18 protein-coding genes are annotated in these 19,965 nt (G+C 30.4%); 11 read left to right on the top strand and 7 right to left on the bottom strand.

The window, feature by feature from the left end:
- From gcvT to ACTTAR_RS03360, 7 genes are read left to right on the top strand one after another with little or no spacing between them, the layout of a single operon-like run.
- On the top strand, window positions 1-1,101 hold the full coding sequence (gene gcvT / locus ACTTAR_RS03390) for a glycine cleavage system aminomethyltransferase GcvT (RefSeq protein ID WP_440697699.1): 1,101 nt from the start codon (window positions 1-3) through the stop codon (window positions 1,099-1,101).
- Window positions 1,101-1,481 (top strand): glycine cleavage system protein GcvH, encoded by a 381-nt coding sequence (gene gcvH / locus ACTTAR_RS03385; RefSeq protein ID WP_440681797.1) that lies wholly within the window; start codon window positions 1,101-1,103, stop codon window positions 1,479-1,481. Before gcvT ends, gcvH begins: the two co-directional genes overlap by 1 nt.
- A complete protein-coding gene (gene gcvP / locus ACTTAR_RS03380) occupies window positions 1,481-4,351 on the top strand; it encodes an aminomethyl-transferring glycine dehydrogenase (protein ID WP_440697698.1) in 2,871 nt (956 codons plus the stop codon). Before gcvH ends, gcvP begins: the two co-directional genes overlap by 1 nt.
- A gap of 6 nt (window positions 4,352-4,357) precedes the next feature.
- Window positions 4,358-5,596 (top strand): NAD(P)/FAD-dependent oxidoreductase, encoded by a 1,239-nt coding sequence (locus ACTTAR_RS03375; RefSeq protein ID WP_440697697.1) that lies wholly within the window; start codon window positions 4,358-4,360, stop codon window positions 5,594-5,596.
- Window positions 5,589-6,353, top strand: a complete 765-nt coding sequence (locus ACTTAR_RS03370; RefSeq protein ID WP_440697696.1) for a DUF1365 domain-containing protein — start codon at window positions 5,589-5,591, stop codon at window positions 6,351-6,353. Before ACTTAR_RS03375 ends, ACTTAR_RS03370 begins: the two co-directional genes overlap by 8 nt.
- Window positions 6,353-7,531 (top strand): class I SAM-dependent methyltransferase, encoded by a 1,179-nt coding sequence (locus ACTTAR_RS03365; RefSeq protein ID WP_440697694.1) that lies wholly within the window; start codon window positions 6,353-6,355, stop codon window positions 7,529-7,531. Before ACTTAR_RS03370 ends, ACTTAR_RS03365 begins: the two co-directional genes overlap by 1 nt.
- A gap of 10 nt (window positions 7,532-7,541) precedes the next feature.
- Window positions 7,542-8,081 (top strand): DUF3833 domain-containing protein, encoded by a 540-nt coding sequence (locus ACTTAR_RS03360; protein WP_440613940.1) that lies wholly within the window; start codon window positions 7,542-7,544, stop codon window positions 8,079-8,081.
- Here ACTTAR_RS03360 and ACTTAR_RS03355 read toward each other — a convergent pair whose 3' ends face one another.
- Window positions 8,082-8,840 carry an SDR family NAD(P)-dependent oxidoreductase gene (locus tag ACTTAR_RS03355; RefSeq protein WP_440681792.1) on the bottom strand — a complete coding sequence of 253 codons (759 nt, stop codon included), beginning with the start codon at window positions 8,838-8,840 and terminating at the stop codon, window positions 8,082-8,084.
- Between the two features lie 21 nt (window positions 8,841-8,861).
- Here ACTTAR_RS03355 and ACTTAR_RS03350 point away from each other — a divergent pair, with 21 nt between their 5' ends.
- Both ACTTAR_RS03350 and ACTTAR_RS03345 read left to right on the top strand, forming a co-directional pair.
- Window positions 8,862-9,329: a TspO/MBR family protein gene (locus tag ACTTAR_RS03350; RefSeq protein WP_440697693.1), complete on the top strand. Its 468-nt coding sequence runs from the start codon at window positions 8,862-8,864 to the stop codon at window positions 9,327-9,329.
- Between the two features lie 2 nt (window positions 9,330-9,331).
- Window positions 9,332-10,435, top strand: a complete 1,104-nt coding sequence (locus tag ACTTAR_RS03345; protein ID WP_440697692.1) for an NAD(P)/FAD-dependent oxidoreductase — start codon at window positions 9,332-9,334, stop codon at window positions 10,433-10,435.
- Between the two features lies 1 nt (window position 10,436).
- Here the strand turns inward: ACTTAR_RS03345 and ACTTAR_RS03340 are convergent, their stop codons facing one another.
- Genes ACTTAR_RS03340 through ACTTAR_RS03315 form a run of 6 tightly spaced genes read right to left on the bottom strand, consistent with a single transcriptional unit; the run spans window position 10,437 to window position 18,046 of the window.
- Window positions 10,437-11,882: a protein adenylyltransferase SelO gene (locus ACTTAR_RS03340; protein ID WP_440697691.1), complete on the bottom strand. Its 1,446-nt coding sequence runs from the start codon at window positions 11,880-11,882 to the stop codon at window positions 10,437-10,439.
- A gap of 5 nt (window positions 11,883-11,887) precedes the next feature.
- Window positions 11,888-14,656 (bottom strand): formate dehydrogenase subunit alpha, encoded by a 2,769-nt coding sequence (gene fdhF, locus ACTTAR_RS03335; protein ID WP_262589595.1) that lies wholly within the window; start codon window positions 14,654-14,656, stop codon window positions 11,888-11,890.
- The gene (locus ACTTAR_RS03330) at window positions 14,656-16,311 is read right to left on the bottom strand and encodes an NADH-ubiquinone oxidoreductase-F iron-sulfur binding region domain-containing protein (protein WP_440697689.1); all 1,656 of its coding nucleotides are present in this window, start codon (window positions 16,309-16,311) and stop codon (window positions 14,656-14,658) included. Before ACTTAR_RS03330 ends, fdhF begins: the two co-directional genes overlap by 1 nt.
- A gap of 16 nt (window positions 16,312-16,327) precedes the next feature.
- Window positions 16,328-17,167 carry a formate dehydrogenase accessory sulfurtransferase FdhD gene (gene fdhD, locus ACTTAR_RS03325; protein WP_440697688.1) on the bottom strand — a complete coding sequence of 280 codons (840 nt, stop codon included), beginning with the start codon at window positions 17,165-17,167 and terminating at the stop codon, window positions 16,328-16,330.
- A 3-nt stretch (window positions 17,168-17,170) separates the two neighbouring features.
- Window positions 17,171-17,647 (bottom strand): HPP family protein, encoded by a 477-nt coding sequence (locus ACTTAR_RS03320; RefSeq protein ID WP_440681783.1) that lies wholly within the window; start codon window positions 17,645-17,647, stop codon window positions 17,171-17,173.
- Window positions 17,648-18,046 carry an iron-sulfur cluster assembly scaffold protein gene (locus tag ACTTAR_RS03315; RefSeq protein ID WP_440681782.1) on the bottom strand — a complete coding sequence of 133 codons (399 nt, stop codon included), beginning with the start codon at window positions 18,044-18,046 and terminating at the stop codon, window positions 17,648-17,650.
- A gap of 42 nt (window positions 18,047-18,088) precedes the next feature.
- On the opposite strand from ACTTAR_RS03315, the gene mobA reads away from it, so the two are divergent.
- The gene (mobA, locus tag ACTTAR_RS03310) at window positions 18,089-18,697 is read left to right on the top strand and encodes a molybdenum cofactor guanylyltransferase (RefSeq protein ID WP_440697687.1); all 609 of its coding nucleotides are present in this window, start codon (window positions 18,089-18,091) and stop codon (window positions 18,695-18,697) included.
- Entirely contained in the window at window positions 18,690-19,943 is a 1,254-nt protein-coding gene (locus ACTTAR_RS03305) for a molybdopterin molybdotransferase MoeA (protein ID WP_440697686.1), read from the top strand. The genes mobA and ACTTAR_RS03305 overlap by 8 nt, the downstream gene beginning before the upstream one ends.
- The last annotated feature ends 22 nt before the right edge of the window (window positions 19,944-19,965 follow it).

Genomic DNA, 19,965 nt, shown 5'->3' with positions numbered 1-19,965 from the left:
ATGGGAAAAAAAACATCATTAAATAAACTTCATCAAGATAACCAAGCTAAATTTGTAGAATTTGCTGGATACGAAATGCCCATACAATACAGCAAAGGAATTGTTGAAGAGCATAAATTCACAAGATCAAATGCAGGAATTTTTGACGTGTCCCATATGGGCCAATTATTTATTCATGGTAGAGAAGATTTAACTACTGATCTTGAAAAAATTTTTCCACTTGATTTAAAAAATTTGAAACAAAATTGTTCTAAATATAGTTTTTTAATGAATGATAATGCAGGAATTCATGATGATTTGATAATCACTAAAATTGAAAAAGGGTATTTAATTATTTTAAATGCAGCCTGCAAAGAAAATGATTTTAAAATTTTATCAGATTTGCTTAAAGATAAATATGAAATGGTTCTTGATGATCAAAGAGCATTAATTGCAATTCAAGGTCCAAAGTCAGTTGAGATTTTAAACAATACAATAGAGGGTGTTGAAAAACTCAATTTTATGACAGGGAACTGGTTTGATTATAAAGATCAGAAAGTTTTTGTAACAAGGTCAGGTTACACAGGAGAGGATGGTTTTGAAGTATCTATAAATAATGATCTTGCTGAAGAATTTACTCATAATTTGATGGAAAAAGGAGCTCAACTTATAGGACTTGGGGCAAGAGATACCTTGAGATTAGAGGCTGGATTGTGCTTATATGGTCACGAACTTGATATAGAAAAAACACCAATTGAAGCAAACTTAAAGTGGGCGATTTCTAAACAGAGAATTTCAAATGGTGGATTTGTTGGTTTTGATAAAATTATGAAAGAAATACAAGAAGGTACCCCTAAAATTAGAGTTGGTATCAAGCCAGAAGGTAGACTAATTGCCAGAGAAAAAACTAAAATATTTGATGAGTCAGAAAAACTTATTGGCGAAGTTACCAGTGGAACTTTTGGCCCAAGTGTAAATGGTCCAATAGCAATGGGCTATATTGATAAAGGATTTTCTAAAGTTGATACAAAAATTTTACTTGAAGTAAGAGGAAAAAAGCATCCCGCAAGTATTTGTGGGTTACCATTTTATAAAAAAAGTTACGTGAAAGGAGTAAACTAATGAGTGAAGTTAAATTTTCAAAAGAGCACGAGTGGATTACAGTGGAAGGCGATGTTGCTACCGTTGGAATTACAAAACATGCAACGGAAATGTTGGGAGATATTGTTTTTGCTGAACTACCTGAAAAAGGTTCTAATGTTGAAAAAGATGGTACAGCAGGAGTAGTTGAGTCAACTAAAGCAGCAAGTGATGTTTATACTCCAGTAAGTGGTGAAGTAGTAGATACTAACCAAACTATTGTAGATGATCCTGCTAAGATTAACGAAGACCCTGAGGGATCAGCTTGGTTTTTTAAACTTAAATTAAAAGATAGTTCAGAAATGGACAATTTAATGAATAAAGAAGAATACGATAAATTTGCAAAGGAGAGTGCTAGCTAATGTTACATAACTCACAAAAAGACTTTTTAAAAAGACACATTGGACCTTCAGAAGAAGATCAAAATAAAATGCTGAAGGAGCTTAATTATAATTCATTAGACGATTTAATAAAAAGTACAGTTCCAGAAAAAATACAATTGAAAGATGGATTAAACATAGGCGAGTCTAATTCTGAGTATGAAGCATTAAGAAAATTGAAAGCAATTTCAAAAAAAAATCAAATTTATTCAAATTTTATTGGTATGGGATACTATGGAACTTATACTCCATATGTAATTTTAAGAAATATTTTAGAAAATCCAGGTTGGTACACTTCTTACACTCCTTATCAGCCTGAAGTAGCACAAGGACGATTAGAAATGCTTCTAAACTTTCAACAAATGATTGTTGATTTCACAGGTATGGATATTGCAAACGCATCTTTACTTGATGAAGGAACTGCAGCTGCAGAGGCAATGGGGCTAGCTCATCGTCTTAACAAAAAAGATAGTAATTTAGTTTTTGTTTCAGAAAATTGTCATCCACAAACAATTGATGTAATTCAAACAAGAGCAGAACCAATGGGATTAAAAGTACTGGTTGGTAATGAAGATAAAGTATTAGACCAATTAAAAGAGGATTTAGTTTGTGGAATTCTTCAATACCCTGGAACTTTAGGAGACATCAAAGATCCAAGCGAAGCAATTAGCAAAATCCATAAAAAAAATGGAAAAGCAGTATTAGTCTCTGATTTATTAGCTTTAGCACTACTTAAAACGCCAAGAGAATTAGGTGCTGATATTGCAGTTGGAAGCTCTCAAAGATTTGGAATTCCAATGGGTTATGGCGGACCTCATGCAGCTTTCTTTGCAACCAAAGACGAGTTTAAAAGATCTATGCCAGGAAGAATTATTGGTGTGTCAGTAGACAGACATGGGAATAAAGCTTACAGATTATCACTTCAAACAAGAGAACAACATATTAGAAGAGATAAAGCGACAAGTAACATTTGTACTGCTCAAGCATTGTTAGCAATTGTTTCAGCTGCATATGCTATTTATCACGGGCCAGATGGAATAAAAACTATTGCAGAAAGAGTTTCTCAATTAGCTAAAAATTTTGCAGATAAATTAAAACAATCTGGATATGAAATTTATTCAGATCATTTCTTTGATACAGTTACAATTGTAACAAAAGATAAAACTGATCAAATCTATAAAAATGCTTTAGATCAAAAAGTAAACATTAGAAGAGTAAATTCTGAAATGTTGGCTGTTTCTTTTGATGAAAAGAAAAATGTTTATAGAGTAAATCAATTGTTGAAAATTTTTAATGCAGCTGAGTCGATTAAAAAAGAAGACCCAACAGTAAGTTTACCAAATTTACCAAAAAATTTATTAAGAACTTCAAAATATTTAGAACATCCTGTTTTCAATTCATATCATTCAGAAACTGAGATGCTTAGATATTTAAAAAAATTAGAAGATAAAGATATAGCTCTTAACAGAACTATGATTGCACTTGGATCATGTACTATGAAATTAAATGCTACTGCAGAAATGATACCTATTTCATGGAGAGAGTTAGCTGAACCTCATCCGTTTGTGCCAGTAGAGCAGATGGAAGGTTATAGAGCATTATTCACTGATCTTAAAAATTGGCTAAGATCAATAACTGGTTTTAGTGGTGTTTCACTTCAACCAAATGCAGGTGCCCAAGGAGAATATGCAGGGTTAATGGTAATTCGAAAATATCATTTAGATAGAGGAGAAGAAAATAGAAATATATGTTTAATACCAAGCTCAGCACATGGAACAAATCCTGCTAGTGCACAAATGGTTGGTATGAAAGTTGTAGTTGTTGATTGTGATAAAGAAGGGAATGTTGATTTTGAAGATTTAAAGAAAAAAGCAGAAATGCATTCTGAAAATCTTGGAGCATTAATGGTTACATATCCTTCTACCCACGGAGTATTTGAAGAAAAAATTACAGATATCTGTGAATTAATTCATAATCATGGTGGTCAAGTTTATATGGATGGTGCAAACTTAAATGCACTTGTTGGTATTGCAAGACCTGGAAATTTTGGTCCAGATGTTTGCCACATAAACTTACACAAAACATTCTGTATTCCGCATGGCGGTGGAGGACCGGGAATGGGACCAATTGCATGTAAAAGACATTTACAAGTTTATTTACCTAATCACCCAGTTGTTAAAGATTGTGGACCCGCTACAGGAATAGGAGCAGTTTCAGCAGCCCCTTGGGGAAGCTCAAGTATTTTATCAATTTCTTGGATGTATATTAAAATGATGGGATCTGAAGGTTTAAAACTAGCTACGCAAGTCGCTATATTAAACGCAAATTATGTAGCTCATAGACTTAAAGATCATTTCCCAATTCTGTACAAAGGCTCAAATGGAAATGTTGCTCATGAATGTATCATTGATATTCGATCAATTAAAAGTGAGACAGGTATCACCGAGGAGGATATTGCTAAAAGATTGATCGATTATGGTTTCCATGCACCTACAATGTCATGGCCAGTTGCAGGAACTATGATGATTGAGCCAACAGAGAGCGAGAGTTTATCTGAGCTTGATAGATTTTGTGATACATTAATTAATATTAAATCTGAAATAGATAAAATTAAGTCTGGCGATTTTGATAAAGTAGACAATCCTATTAAGAATGCTCCTCATACGGATATAGAACTTACATCAGATGTATGGGATCATAAATATTCAAGAGAGCAGGCTGCTTATCCTGCTAAGTTCTTAAAAACTAATAAATTTTGGCCACCAGTTGCAAGAGTGGACAATGTTTATGGAGATAAGAATATCTTTTGTACTTGTCCAAGTATGGATGAGTTTAAAGAAGACGCGGCATAATCATTAATGAAAATTGCCGTAGTTGGTTCTGGGATATCAGGCTTAAGTGCTGCATATTATTTATCAAAAAAACATCATGTAGATCTTTTTGAGAAAGAAGATCATTTTGGTGGTCACTCTCATACAATAGATTTAATTTTTGATGAAAAGAAAGTATCTGTAGATATTGGTTTTATTGTATTTAATTTTCAAACCTATCCAAATTTAATTAATTTCTTTAAAGAAAACGATGTTCAGATTGAAAAAAGTGATATGTCATTTTCGGTATCAGTAGAAAATACAAACTTCGAATATTGTGGAAAAGGTTTGAATGGAATTTTTTCCAATAGATCTAATTTGTTTAATCCTAATTTTTTAAAAATGTTTTTTGATATTATTAAATTTTATAAAAATAGTGATCAAATAAATGTTACAGATCAAAAATTAACTTTAGGTGAATATTTAAAAAACAACAAACTTTCAAAAACCTTTATTGATTACCATATCATCCCAATGGTATCTGCAATCTGGTCTATGCCACCTTATGAAGCAAGTAAAATGCCGATAACATTCTTTTTAAAATTTTTTCAAAATCATGGGCTCTTTAAACTAAAAAATAGACCTCAGTGGTATACCGTAAACAATAGAAGTAGAACTTATGTAAATAAAGTTATTTCAAAAATAAGTGGTGAATACTTTAAAAATTATAAAATTAAAAAAATTATAAGAAAGTCAAAAGGGTTAGATTTATATTATGGAGGTGAAAGTGAATTTTTTGATTATGACAAAGTTGTAATAGCAGCACACGCTGATGAAGCTTTGAAGTTGATCGATAATCCTACTAATGAAGAGACAAAAATTTTATCTAATTTTAGTTATAAAGAAAATATTGCATATATTCATACAGACAAAAGAGTAATGCCAAAAAATAAAAAGGCATGGTCTTCATGGAATTCATCAATCAATGACAAAGATTTAGAAAAAAACTCTATTACTTATTGGTTAAATTTGTTGCAAAACCTTAAATGTGATCAGGATATTTTTTTAACTCTTAATCCTTATTTTGAAATTGATGAGAGCAAAATACTTAAAATAGTTAAATTTACTCATCCTTATTATGATCAACAAGCACTAGATGCCCAATCAGAACTGTCTAGTTTGCAAAATAAAAAAGATTTACTTTTTTGTGGGAGTTATTTTGGTTACGGTTTTCATGAAGATGGAATAAAATCATCTATTGAAATGCTAAAATACCTAAATGACTAACTCATGTATATACATCGGAAAAGTAATCCATAAACGATTCAAACCTAAAGAGCATTATTTTAAATATAGCGTTTTCTCACTTTTAATTGATTTATCTGAGTTAAGAAAAATAGATCAGGATATAAGCTTCTTTTCATTGAATAAATTTAATTTAATTAGTTTTCATGAAAAAGATCACGGTGAACGTGATGGATCATCTCTTGAAGATTGGGTAAGGAAAAATTTAGAACAAAATAAAATAGAAACTACAAATATAAAAATTAAGCTTCTCTGTTATCCAAGAATTTTTAATTATGTATTCAACCCTTTAAGTATCTTTTTTGTTTACAATCAAAATGATAAATTAATATCAATATTATATGAGGTGAAAAATACATTTGGTGAACAACATACTTATGTATTTAGGGTAGATAGTGAAAATAAATTAATTCAGAATAATTGTTCTAAAAAATTTCATGTTTCACCTTTTATAGAAATGAATTGCAAGTATTTCTTTAGAATTCTTAACCCTGATGAAAAACTTTCTGTAATCATTGATCAATATGATCAAGATGGAAAAATTTTATTTGCATCTCAGGATGGAAAAAGAACAAACTTAAATAGTAGTCAATTATTAAAATCATATTTAAAGCACCCTCTGATGACTATAAAAATAATATCAGCAATCCATTTTGAGGCCTTTAAATTATGGATGAAAGGAATTAAAATTATTAAAAAAAAAATAAAAATAAGAAACAATATAACAGTAGAAAATTAATGTTATTAAATAGAGCTGCAGATAAATTAGTTTTTAAATTTTTAAGTAAAATTAAAAATGGATACCTTGAAATAACTACCCATGAAGGTGAGATATTAAAATTTGGTAACCCTGATCAATCATTAAAGGCAAATATTAAAATAAAAAATCCAAATTTTAATTATAATTTAATCTGGGGTGGAAGCATCGGTTTTGCCGAAAGTTATATGAGAGGTGAATTTGAAACAGATAATCTTTCAGATTTAATTGAGTTAACAGCTAGAAATATTCAAGTGATTTATAAATTTTCAGGCTTGCTTGATCTACCTGTAATTAATTTTATAAAAAATAAAATAATCAAAAATACAAAAAGTCGAAGTAAGGAAAATATTGCAAAACATTATGATCTTGGAAATGATTTCTTTTCATTGTGGTTAGATGATACTTTAACTTACTCAAGTGCGATCTTTGATGATAGTTCAAAAAATTTAAGTGTTGCACAAAATAATAAATACCAAAAATTAATTGATCTAATCAAACCTAGTTCTGGGGATAAAGTTTTAGAAATTGGTTGTGGTTGGGGTGGTTTTGCAGAATATTTAGGTAAGAAATACGATGTAAAATTAGATTGTATTACTATTTCAAAAAAACAATTCGAATACGCAAAAGAGAGAATTCATAAATGTGGTCTGAATGAAAAAGTAAATATTGAGATTAAAGATTACCGAGATCTTCAAGGAAAATATAATTCAATCGCTTCAATTGAAATGATTGAAGCAGTTGGGCAAAATTATTTAGAGAGTTATTTTAAAACTATTAAGCATAATTTATCGAATGGGGGAAAGGCTGCAATTCAAGCAATAACAATTGATGATAGTTTGTTTGATAGATACAAAAATAAACAAGATTTTATTCAAAAATATATTTTTCCAGGAGGATTTCTTCCCAATAAAAATAGTATTAATAGGTATGTTTCAGATAATGGCTTAACAATTAATTCATACATCTCATATGCAGATCACTATGCAGAAACCTTGGCTATATGGAGAAAAGAGTTTTTAAGAAAGTGGGATCAAATTAAAAATCAAGGTTTTGATCTAACATTTAAAAGAATGTGGGAATTTTACCTATCTTATTGTGAAGCTGGATTTAAATCTAAAAATATTGATTTGATTCAATTTTCAATGCAGAATAAATAACAACAATAATATGAAAATAATTAAATCAATTTCGTTGATAATTTTGGCATTCTTAATTACAAGTTGTTCAAATAATAGTGCAATGAAACCAGAAGATTTTAAAAATAAGGAACCTAGATTAATTATTGAAGAATATCTAACAGGAAACGTTAAAGCCTGGGGTGTCTTACAAAATAGATCAGGAAAAGTTACAAGACAATTCTCAGCTGATTTAGATGGAACGTGGGATGGTAAACAATTAATTTTAAAAGAAAAATTTAATTGGGACGATGGTGAAGTTCAAGACCGTGAATGGACAATTACCAAAATAGATGAACATAATTACGAAGGTACAGCAGGTGACGTTGTTGGAAAAGCAATTGGATATTCTTATGGACCTGCATTTAAATTTGAGTATGTTTTGTTAGTTCCAGTTAAAGGCAAAGAATTAAAAATTACCTTTGATGACTGGATCTTTAAACAGGATGAAAGAGTTGCAATCAATAGAGCTACAATGACAAAATTTGGATTTAAAGTAGCAGAGCTAACAGTTGTATTTGTTAAAGATTGATTATTTTTTTTGATGCTTAGTCATCTTCCCCACTAATTTAAAATAAAGTTTACTTGGAAGAAAACTAAACAACTTTAAAGTTAAAGTAAGTGCTTTTGGGAAATGTACCTCAAAAACATTTTTATTAATTAATCCATCATAAATTTGATCAGCCGCAAATTCAGGTGTTTTCAAAAATGGCATTTTAAAATCATTTTTATCTGTCATTGGTGTTTTAATAAAACCAGGGGAAACCAAACAAACTCGGACGTTATATCTTTGGAAATCAAAATATAAACTTTCTGCTAAATTATTTAGTGCAGATTTTGAAGGTCCATAACCGGTTGAATTAGGCAATCCTCTATAACCAGCGATGGATGAAACTATAGTAATTATACCATTTTTTCTTTCTCTGTAATATTGCTCCACTGCTTTAATAGAGTTTACTGTTCCAAAAAAATTTACTTTAAAAACATCTTCTATTTGTTCAACATCGATTTCTTTTTCTTTTTTTGGATTCCATGTACCAGTTGAAAAAAAACATATATCAATATTTTCAAACTTAGTTTTGATCTGATTAAAAACTTCTATACATTTTGCTTTGTCAGTAACATCTAATGGGAATGATGAAATATTTTCATAATTTTTTGAAAGCTCATCCAAAAGTTCAACTCTTCTTGCAGATACAGCAACATTCCAACCTTTGTTTGCAAATTTAATTGCTAAAGCTTTGCCTATTCCTGTGCTGCCACCAGTTATCCAAATAGTTTTTTTGCTCATTTTTTGTTATGTATAAACATTATGTTAAAAAATAAAATTGTAACATTTATATTATTTCTTATCATCACATTTTCAGCTTCATTAATTGGAGGATTAGCTACAATTACTTTCAAGGAGCCTTGGTATTCTTTATTAAATAAACCTGTCTTTAATCCACCAGACTGGGTGTTTGGTCCAGTATGGACAATTTTATATTTATTGATGACAATTTCTATTTGGATGTATTGGCATTCCAAAAATAAAGAGATGAATACAGTTTACATTTATTTTATTCATTTAGTTTTCAATGCAACTTGGAGTATAGTTTTCTTTGTATTTCATAAAATGCTTTTAGCTTTGTTAGTATTAGTCGTGCTAATTGCATTCATTATCAATCTAATCGTAAGATATAGACGCGTCACAATGATAAGTTCGTATTTAATGATTCCATATTTACTTTGGTGTTGCTTTGCTCTAGTTTTAAATACAAGCTTAATAATATTAAATTAATTATGGATGATGTTGTTGTAGTTGGTGGTGGAATAATTGGAGCAGCAACTGCTTATTTTCTTTCAAAAGAAGGAAGAAAAGTAAAAGTCATAGAAAGAGATCCAACTTACAAAACAGCTTCATTTCCTTTATCTTTAGGAGGCTTTAGAAGACAATTTTTTCAAAAAGAAAATATCTTACTAGGTAAATTTGCAAGAGAATTTATTTTTCAAATACCAGAATTATTGAAAACCGAAAAAAACCCTAATCCAACAGCAAGTATGGTGACCAATGGTTACCTCTTGATGTTTGGTCCTGAACATGCTGAAGAACAATATAAAGCTTTAGAAAATCATAAAGAGTGTGATGCAGGCACAAAAAATATTAAAGGCTCAGAGCTATCTAAAGTATTTCCATATATAAATGATGAAGGTGTTGAGACTGCTACTTACACAGATAATCAAAGTGAAGGTTGGATTGATCCTTTTATGTTTCATAGTGCACTTAAAAGTAAGGCAATAGAACTTGGAGCAGAATTTATAAAAGGAGAAGTTAAAAGTCTTTCAGAGATAAATGCTAAAACAATTGTTTCTGCAGCAGGGTGTTGGACTAAAGAATTATTAGAAGACATTCCTGTTGAGCCTCAAAAACACACTGTATTTAGAGTAAAATGTCCAACATACATAAAAGAAATGCCTTTAACTGGTGATTTAACTACTGGTGTTTATTGGAGACCTGAGGGAGGAGAATATTTAGCAGGATCACCATTGTCAGTGTTTGATGCAGAAGATCTAGAGCCAGCATGGAATGATTTTGAAGAATTAGTTTGGCCAGCTTTAGCAAAAAGAATACCAGCATTTGAGGAATTGAAATTAACAGGAGGATGGGCAGGTTATTACGATTGTAACAGGTTAGATAATAATGCGGTTGTTGGTAAACATCCTAAGTACGATAATGTTTATATGGCTACTGGTTTTACAGGAAGAGGATTAATGCAAGCCCCAGGTATTGGACGAGCATTAACAGAATTGATTACTACCGGCTCGTATCAGACAATTGATATTAGTGATTTTTCAGTTGAAAGAGTATTGGGAAAAAGTGCAAGGCCTGAGCCATACGTATTATAAATTAGGTTCCACAAAAAGTTTGATACTTTTCATTTCCAATTGTTGCAGGTTTTTGAAATTCAATAATATTTTCTTGATCAGAGTAAGTATTACTTAAAACTTTTAAAAGTTTATTCATTGTTTCTAGATTGCCTTTGTCTGCATCAGCTAGAGCCTCTTCTACTTTTTGATTTCTTGGTATAACAATAGGATTAGTTTTTTTCATCAGTTCTAAATGTTTGTCAGATGAATTATTTAGTTTTACTCTTTTTTCCCATTCATTAATCCAACTTTTAAATTCCTTATTTTTGTAGATCTCATCATCAAACTCAACACCCATTAAATAACAGAAGGTGTTTGTGTAATCTGCATTATTATTTTTCATCCAATCTAAAAGTTTGTTAATTAATGTTAGATCGTTTTTATCTTCACCAAATAAACCAAGTTTATCTCTCATCATATTTAACCATTTTTCTTCATAAATATTTTGAAAGTTATCAACTAACTCTGTTGCAATTTTAATTGCTGTACCTTCATCTTTATCAATAAGTGGTATCAGACATTCTGCAAATCTTGCTAAATTCCATTTAGTAATTGGTGGTTGATTTGAAAAAGCATATCTTCCAAATTTATCTATAGAGCTAAATACAGTTTTTGGATCGTATTGATCCATGAAAGCACATGGTCCGTAATCAATTGTTTCGCCAGAAATAGCCATATTATCAGTGTTCATCACCCCATGAATAAATCCAACCCTCATCCAATTAATGACTAATTGACATTGTCTTTCCATTACAAGACTTAATAAATCTAAAGCTTTATTTTTTGAGGACTTAATTTCTGGATAGTGTCTATCAATTGTGTAATCAACTAATGTATTTAAATCCTCAAGATTTTGAGTGGCTGCAATATATTGAAAAGTTCCAACTCGAATATGACTTGATGCAACTCTAGTTAAAATTGCTCCATTTAATAAATTTTCTCTAACAACTTTTTCTCCAGTTTTAACAACAGCAAGACTTCTAGTTGTTGGAATATTTAAAGCGTTAATAGCTTCACTAATTATGTATTCTCTCAGCATTGGACCCAAGGCAGCTCTTCCATCACCACCTCTAGAAAAAGAAGTTCTCCCTGAACCTTTAAATTGTATATCGAAACGTTGATTTTTATTATCTATATGCTCTCCTAATAAAACTGCTCTTCCATCTCCAAGCATCGTGAAATGACCAAATTGATGACCAGCATATGCTTGTGCAATTGAATTAGTTCCATCAGGCAAACTATTTCCTGAAAATATTTCAGCTAATTTTTTTTTATCTATTCCTGAAAAGTTTAAATTTAAATTTTTAGCAAGTTCTTCGTTTAAAATAACAAGCTCAGGCTCATGAACTGGAGTAGGCTTGATGTCTTCTTTAAATGTTTTTGATAGTTTTGAATATGAATTATCAAAATGCCAACCGATGGTCATTTTAATTAACTAACTTCAGCTTGATGTTCTTTTGGCTTAACTTCTGTTTTAAATTGATTAGAAATTTTTTGAACCTCAACTGATGAAACTTTGTATTCTGCACACATAGTTTCTTCATCTTTTCCATGACCAGTTACCATATTAACCATATGTTCTGGGAAGTGGAATGTTGTAAATACAATTCCTTCTTTAACTTTATCTGTTACTTCAACTTTTAAAGCAACTTCTCCTCTTCCAGAATATAGTCTTCCAATATCACCTGTATTTAAATCTCTATGAGCTGCATCTTTTGGATGAATTAGTAATACATCCTCATCAACAATGTTTATATTTTTTGTTCTTCTTGTCATTGTCGCTGCATTGTAGTGTTGTAGAACCCTACTTGTAGTTAAAATTAATGGATAATCTTTTTGATTAGCTTCTATCTCACTAGACTCTTTCCAATCAAAGTTTTTCAATCTTCCCTTTCCAAGTTTAAATGTTTCTGTGTGTAGAATTTGTGTATCTGTACCATCTTCTTTTACAGGCCATTGTAATCCTAATTTACCAAGTCTCTCTCTTGTTACTCCTTTAAAGAATGGCACCACATCAGCAATTTCAGCTAACACTTGATCTGCATCATAAGATGGTTGATCAAAGCCTAATTTTTGCATCATCTCAGTTACTATTAGTCCATCTGGTTTTGTACCTGGTAATGGAGGAACTGCTCTATTAACTCTTTGAATTCTTCTTTCAGTATTTGTAAATGTTCCATCTTTTTCTAAGAAAGTTGTTCCAGGTAAAACTACAGTTGCAAGTTTTGCAGTTTCACTCATAAATATTTCTTGAACCACTAATAGCTCTAATGAGTTCATTGCTTCAATAACATGTGCACTATTTGGATCTGTTTGAACTATATCTTCACCAATAATCCATAAACCTTTTAGTTCTTTACTGATTGCAGCCTCAAACATTTGAGGTATTTTTAAACCTGGTTTAGTTGGGTGAGTTACACCATATTTTTCAGTATAAAATTTTTGATTGTTTTCATCTGCTACCTCAAAATAACCTGCACCTTGGTGAGGCTGACATCCCATATCCGCAGCGCCTTGTACATTATTTTGGCCTCTAAGTGGATTTACACCAACACCTTTTCTTCCAATATTTCCTGTAATCATTGCTAAATCAGCAATTAACATCACTGTTTTAGAACCTTGTTCGTGTTCAGTAACTCCCAATCCATGGAACTCCATTGAATTTCTTGCTGTTGCATAAGCAATTGCAGCTTCTTTAACTAGTTGTTTATCAACACCAGCAACTTTTGCTAACTGATCAACATCTTGTCTTTCAATTTCTTTTAAGAAATTATCAAAACCTTCTGTTCTATCTCTTACAAAGTCAGCATTATAAAGTTTAGATTTAATAATAAAGTGTAACATCATGTTTAAAACTGCAACGTTAGTTCCGGGTCTAAGTTTGATGTGATAATCTGCAAGCTTAGCTAATTCAGTTGTTACTGGATCAAGGACAATTAATTTTTTACCTTTCATCACTTGCTGTTTAATTTTTGCTCCTGTTACCGGGTGAGCATTAGTTGGGTTTGCACCAATAACTAAAAATAAATCTGCATGATAAATATCTTCTGTTGAATTAGTTGCAGCACCTGTTCCAAATGTTTGCTGCATACCCCAAGCTGTAGGTGAATGACAAATTCTTGCACAACAATCTACACTGTTAGTTCCAACAGCTGCTCTAATCATTTTTTGGAAAACATAGTTTTCTTCGTTTGTACATCTTGCAGAAGAAATTCCAGCAAAAGCATCTGGTCCGTTTTCTTTTGTAATTCTATTCATTTCTTTTTTGATAAAGTCATACGCTTCATCCCAACTCGCTTCTTCAAACTTTCCATTTCTTTTAATTAACGGTGTTTTTAATCTGTCAGGGTGTTCATAAAAACTAAATGCGTATCTTCCTTTGATACATGTATGACCAGCGTTTACTTCAGTTTGTTTAGGTGTATCTATTGCAACTACTTTATCATCTTTGATTGATGCTTCTAAGTTACAACCAACACCACAGTACGAGCAAGTTGTTCTAACTTTTTTGTCTACAGCTGCAGATTTAGATTGAAACACATCTGAAATTGCATCCGTTGGACACGTATGAGCACAAGCTCCACATGACACACAAGAACTATCTCCAAACATCATATCGTTGTCTGTTGTAATTCTAGACTCAAATCCTCTTCCACTCATTGTTAAAACAAATGATCCTTGAATTTCATCACATGCTCTGACACATCTTCCACAGTTAATACAGTTATCTAAATTCATTCTCATGTAGTCATGAGAAGTATCTCTTGGAATTCCTTTATGTTGCTTAGGACTATTGTATCTATGATCAGCAACGCCTAAGTCATTTGCAACTGTTTGAAGTTCACAGTTATTATTTACTTCGCAAGTATCACATTCCATAGGGTGGTCAGTTAAAACTAACTCAACAATATTTTTTCTAAGACTTGTTAGTGCTTCGTTTGAAGTAAATATGTGTTGGTTTTCAGCAACTGGCGTATGACAAGATGCAACTACTCTAGTTGGACCATCTTTTTCTAAAGCAACTTCAACAGAACAAACTCTGCAAGCTCCATATGGCGCTAAGTTAGGGTCATCACATAAAGTTGGCACCTTTTTTTCACCAACATAGCTTTTAACAAATTTTAAAATAGATGTATGGTTAGGACCTATTTCATAAGGTTTTCCATCAATATAAGCAATTTTTCTTTTCTCTGAGCTCATTAATTATCTTTCACCATATCATTTTTCATTTCATCACCAAAGTATTTTAGGATGTTCTGAATAGGTGTTGGGATTGCTCCACATAAAGCACATAAGCAGCCTTTTTGCATAGTAACCAACAACTCTTCTAGTAATTTTAATGGAATTTTAGCTGTTTTCTTCTTAGCTTGGTCAAACATTTCTTTTCCTCTGTAAGATCCAAGTCTTCCAGGAAAACATTTTCCACAAGATTCTTCTGCAGAAAACTCAAACAAATGATGAATGTATTCAGCCATTGGAAAATCTTTTGGGATACTAACTACACTTGCGTGACCTAACATAAAACCTTTTGCAGTAAACTCTTGAAAATCTAAATTTAAATTTTCTATTTCACTTAAAGGAACAACCCCACCTAAAGGACCACCTATTTGAAAAGCTTTGACAGGTTCTTTGTATCCACCACCAATTTCATTAAATATTTTTTTCATTGGTGTTCCCATATCAATTTCATAAACACCTGGATTATTAAAGAAACTATCTAAGCAAACTAATTTTGTTCCAGCTGATTTTTTATTTCCAACTGAAGAAAATTTTTCTGATCCATTTAATAAAATTCCAGTTGCAGCTGCTAAAGTTTCAACATTGTTAACCACTGTTGGTTTTTTATATAACCCTTCTGTTACAGGGAAGGGAGGTCTTACATCTACTTCAGCTCTTCTTCCTTCAATAGAAGCTATCAAAGCTGTTTCTTCTCCACAAATATATGCACCTTGACCAATGCAAATTCCAAGATCAAAAGAAAAATCTGTTCCTAAAATATTTTCACCTAGTAAATTTAATTTTTTAAGTTCATTAATACATCCATTGATTGCTTCAATAGATTTTGGATACTCGCCTCTGATGTATAAAACTCCTTCATCACTTCCAATTACAAATCCACAAAGCACCATTCCAAAAATAACTTTTAACGGCTGATCTTCTAATAGGTATCTATCTGAAAAAGCTCCTGAGTCACCCTCATCTGCATTACAGATAACATATTTCTTATCACCTTTTGCTTTACTACAGAAATCCCATTTCATTCCTGTTGGAAAACCTGCTCCACCTCTTCCTGTAAGGTTTGAATCTAATAATGATTTTACTATTTCTTTTTTATCTGTTTTTAAAAATTTAGTTAGTTGTTCTTTAAATTGATCTGTTGATGATAATTTATCATCCATTAAAAAACTTGTTGTTGCATAGCTCTTAGAGAAAAATTTTTCTTGTTTAATTTCTTCACCTTTTAAAATTTGATCAATCTTTTCAATATCTTTTCCAGCATAATTTTCACCATCATAGTGAAATGCATGATTTTCATAACAATGACCTAGACAAAACATCTCTCCAACTTTGTCATCACCTAATTTTTCTTTTAATTTATCTTTTAATTTGTCCTGTGTACCCGCACACATGCATGCACTTCCGTTACATACGAAAGCTTTTTTTTCTCTATGTGAAGGTCTTAAAAATTCATAAAAAGATTCAGCGCCGTGAAGTGTTGAAACTCCAAGGTTATGTTTTTTTGCAATTTCTTTAATATCTTGAGGGTTTTCACTTAAAGTATTCTCTGAAATTTGCTTAAATAGGTTGTCTTTTAAGCCTATTCTTCCAGATAAATTACTTATGTTTTTTGACACAATTTCCCTTTTTTAATTATTCCACCTTAACTTTTTTGTTATTTGTGTAAATATTAAAACTGTCTCTCTTTACGAAACCTACGAGGGTAATGTCAAACTTATTAGCTAAATCGATAGCAAGACTTGTTGGCGCACCAACTCCGATCATAATACCAATATCAGTCATCAAAACCTTCTGAACTAGTTCAAAATTAAGTCTTCCAGAACAGGTAATAAATTGGTCTTTTGGATCAAATTGCTGCTTTTCTAAAGCAGAACCAATTAGCTTGTCTAAAGCGTTATGTCTTCCAACATCCTCTCTGAGAGCTATTAATTTTCCTTCACTATTAAATAGACCACTTGCGTGGATACCTCCAGTTTTGCTGAATTCAGACTGACCTTCTCTTAAAATATCAGGTGATTGGATAATTACATTTTTTGAAATTTTAGGTTCAGAAGCATTTGTTTTGTTTACTTTAATTATTTCAAGTGCGTCCAATGAAGATTTACCGCAAACACCACAAGAAGAATTAGTTAAAAAATCTCGCTTAATTTTTGATATATTTACATTATCAGAATTATTAAGAGTAGCTAATATTTTATTTTGAATTTTATATTGACCTACTTTATCCCCATAACTTTCAATACTATCAATATCATTTATACTTTTTACAATTTGTTCATTAAATAAAAATCCTCTTACAAGATCTTCATCATTACCAGGTGTTCTCATAGTAATAGACAAAGTTTGTTCAACCCATTTATTTTCCTCTTTGTATTTTAAAGAAATTTCTAGTGGTTCTTCAATTGAAATTAAATCTTCAACATTTTTAAAATTATTAGATGAAAATTTTAAAACTTTATATTTTGAGTTCATAAATTATTTTAGAGGATAGTTTTTTTGTAATAAATATTTATTGATTATGATGGCCAATAACAAAATTATGATGCATCCAAAAATAATTGGATTAATTAAATAATCATAAGAAGCACTTCCAATAATTACAATAATTGGATTACCTCCTGCCGGAGGATGAACAACATTTAATAAAATCATTAAGAACACTCCAATACCTACTGCAAATGCAATACTTATATAAATTGGAAGTGGAATAAAATTTACAAACATTACACCTACTAATGCAGTTAATAAATGTCCAAAGAAAACATTTTTCGGTTGAGCAAAAGGACTTTCGGGAAAACCAAATAATAAAACCATGGATGAGCCAAATGATGCTGCAATAAAATATCCAAGTGTACTTTTATAAGTTAAAACTGTAAGCACACCTATTGTGATTGTTGAAAAAAAACCTGCAATTAATGCTTTTTGTAATAATGGTTTTGTGATTTTGATCATTTAAATTTTTAATGCTTTTACAATAGTTCTTAAAGGTAAAAGCAAACATTCTTTCCTTGAAAGATTTTTTTTGTCTAAAATTTCTTTAAAATCTTTCCAGTGTTTCTCTAGACTAACTTTAACATCTTCAAACAATTTTTCACTAGCTGTAACAAAATCTTTTATTTCTTTTAAGTTTTTATCCTTAATTTTTCTAGATAATAAGCTGACAGAGGCTTGGCAATAAATACAAGATTTACACTGATAACCCATATCTTTTACTACATCATCTTTGACAATTAAGGCTATTTCCATTTCATCTCCACAAATTGGATTTTTGTTTTTTGATTTGTGAGTAAAGTTTTCTAAAACTTTATTATTTTCTGTGTGAGACGCGATTTCTAAAATTCTTAAATCCATTTAATTTCTTTAATTCAACTTTGAATGTTTTATATTTTATTAATGGAACATAACAATATTTTAGCAACAGTGCTAGCAGGCGGGAAGTCACAAAGGTTTGGCGAAGATAAATCTCAGATATTGTTAGCTGATAAAATATTAATTGATTACATCTTGGAAGAAATAATTGATCAATTTAAGGAAGTATTAATTGTATCTAATAATTCAATTAAATTTATCAATTCAGATAAAATTTCTTTAATTGGAGACATTAAAAAAGATCTTGGTCCTCTAGGTGGAGTTCTTTCAGCAATGAAATGGGTCAAAGATCATAATAAAAATTATAAATGGATTGCAACTTTTCCAGTAGATACTCCTTTTTTTAAAAAGGAAATTTTAGAGGAATTTATTAAACAAATTGATGAAAATGAAAGTCGCTTGTTTTTTATAAAATCAAATAATACTAGGCATAATATCTTTGGCTTGTGGTCCATGAGTTTATTAGATCAATTAGAAAAAGACCTAGAAAAAGGAGCGCGCAAAGTCGAATTGTGGGCTAATAGTATTGGAGTTAAAACAATTAATATGGAGTTTCCAAATCAAGATCCTTTCTTTAATATCAATACAAAAGAAGATTTAGAGCAAGCTAAAGAATTATTAAAAAATGATTAGTTACGATCAATCTAGGAAAATTTTAAAAAAAGCAAAAATTAAAATTAAAGAAGAAACAATATTAAGTGAAAACTCTCTTAATAGAGTGATATCAGATAATATTTATTCAAAGATAAATTATCCAGCAGGAGATAATGCTGCATTTGATGGATACGCAGTTAACTCAAGAGATACTAGTGAAATTAAGAAAAATTCACCAAAACAGTTTAAAATAATTGGATCTATTGCAGCAGGAACAAAATCATTAAATAAAAAAATTAAAAAATATGATGCTGTTGAAATAATGACAGGTGGAATAATTCCTAAAGGTTTTGATACAATTATTCCAATAGAACAGATTAATTTTTATCCAAACAATAGTAAAAAAAAATACATTTTAGTTAATCAAAAGATTAAAAAGTTTAATCATGTGAGATTTGCAGGTTCAGACTTTAAAAAAGGTGAGATCGTTGTCAAAAAAAATACAATTATTCAACCAAATCATATTTTAGCTTTTAAAACTTTAGGAATTAAAAAAATTAAAGTAAAAAAAAAGATTAATATTTTATTTTTTTCAACAGGAAACGAAATTACAGATCAAAACAATATCCCAAATTGGAAAGTTAGAAACTCTAATAGTCATTACATTAAAAACCTTAAAGAAAACTTTTTATTTAATTTTAAAAATGGCGGAATACTCAGAGACAACCATCAAAATATTTATAAATCACAAATTAAAAAACTTATAAATAGTGATACTGATATTTTGATAACTTCAGGAGCTGTGTCTGCTGGAAAATATGACTATATTCCAAGTGTCGTAAAGACATTTAAATTATCCAATTATTTTAAAAGCGTAGCAATCCGACCGGGAAAACCAATTTTATTTGCTAAAATTAAAGGAAAACAAAAAGCAATCTTTGGACTTCCAGGTAATCCCATGTCATCATCTGCTTGCTTTAGATTTTTTGTTATTCCTTTTATGGAAAACATCTTGGGATTACGTGAAGAACAGCCTATCAGAGCAACTTTAAAAAATAGTTTTTCTAAAAAACAGAATTTTACAAGATTTGCAAAAAGTAAAGTAACCACAACTAAAAATGGAAAAATAGAAGTTGAAATTTTACAAGGACAAGAGTCTTTTAGAGTTAAATCTTTTGTTAAATCAAATATTTGGTCTTTGTTACCAGCTGGTAAATCAAAATTTAAAAAAGGGGATATCTTAGATTGTTTTTTCCCCAACCATTCTAATCAAACTTTGATTTAGAAACGTATTTTTGTTGTAGAAA

The organism is Candidatus Pelagibacter sp. HIMB1709, from assembly GCF_052047635.1.
Classification (GTDB): domain Bacteria; phylum Pseudomonadota; class Alphaproteobacteria; order Pelagibacterales; family Pelagibacteraceae; genus Pelagibacter.
The sequence above is the reverse complement of the archived record's forward strand: the minus strand, read 5'-3'. Positions and strand labels throughout refer to the sequence as shown.

Excerpts from the sequence above, each read along its gene's own strand:
- ACTTAR_RS03305 (WP_440697686.1), top strand. The coding sequence starts at position 18,690 with ATGATTAGTTACGATCAATCTAGGAAAATTTTAAAAAAAGCAAAAATT.
- gcvT (WP_440697699.1), top strand. The coding sequence starts at position 1 with ATGGGAAAAAAAACATCATTAAATAAACTTCATCAAGATAACCAAGCT.
- ACTTAR_RS03345 (WP_440697692.1), top strand. The coding sequence starts at position 9,332 with ATGGATGATGTTGTTGTAGTTGGTGGTGGAATAATTGGAGCAGCAACT.
- ACTTAR_RS03370 (WP_440697696.1), top strand. The coding sequence starts at position 5,589 with ATGACTAACTCATGTATATACATCGGAAAAGTAATCCATAAACGATTC.
- ACTTAR_RS03365 (WP_440697694.1), top strand. The coding sequence starts at position 6,353 with ATGTTATTAAATAGAGCTGCAGATAAATTAGTTTTTAAATTTTTAAGT.
- gcvH (WP_440681797.1), top strand. The coding sequence starts at position 1,101 with ATGAGTGAAGTTAAATTTTCAAAAGAGCACGAGTGGATTACAGTGGAA.
- ACTTAR_RS03375 (WP_440697697.1), top strand. The coding sequence starts at position 4,358 with ATGAAAATTGCCGTAGTTGGTTCTGGGATATCAGGCTTAAGTGCTGCA.
- ACTTAR_RS03355 (WP_440681792.1), bottom strand. The coding sequence starts at position 8,840 with ATGAGCAAAAAAACTATTTGGATAACTGGTGGCAGCACAGGAATAGGC.
- gcvP (WP_440697698.1), top strand. The coding sequence starts at position 1,481 with ATGTTACATAACTCACAAAAAGACTTTTTAAAAAGACACATTGGACCT.
- fdhD (WP_440697688.1), bottom strand. The coding sequence starts at position 17,167 with ATGAACTCAAAATATAAAGTTTTAAAATTTTCATCTAATAATTTTAAA.
- ACTTAR_RS03320 (WP_440681783.1), bottom strand. The coding sequence starts at position 17,647 with ATGATCAAAATCACAAAACCATTATTACAAAAAGCATTAATTGCAGGT.
- ACTTAR_RS03360 (WP_440613940.1), top strand. The coding sequence starts at position 7,542 with ATGAAAATAATTAAATCAATTTCGTTGATAATTTTGGCATTCTTAATT.
- ACTTAR_RS03350 (WP_440697693.1), top strand. The coding sequence starts at position 8,862 with ATGTTAAAAAATAAAATTGTAACATTTATATTATTTCTTATCATCACA.
- ACTTAR_RS03340 (WP_440697691.1), bottom strand. The coding sequence starts at position 11,882 with ATGACCATCGGTTGGCATTTTGATAATTCATATTCAAAACTATCAAAA.
- mobA (WP_440697687.1), top strand. The coding sequence starts at position 18,089 with ATGGAACATAACAATATTTTAGCAACAGTGCTAGCAGGCGGGAAGTCA.
- fdhF (WP_262589595.1), bottom strand. The coding sequence starts at position 14,656 with ATGAGCTCAGAGAAAAGAAAAATTGCTTATATTGATGGAAAACCTTAT.
- ACTTAR_RS03315 (WP_440681782.1), bottom strand. The coding sequence starts at position 18,046 with ATGGATTTAAGAATTTTAGAAATCGCGTCTCACACAGAAAATAATAAA.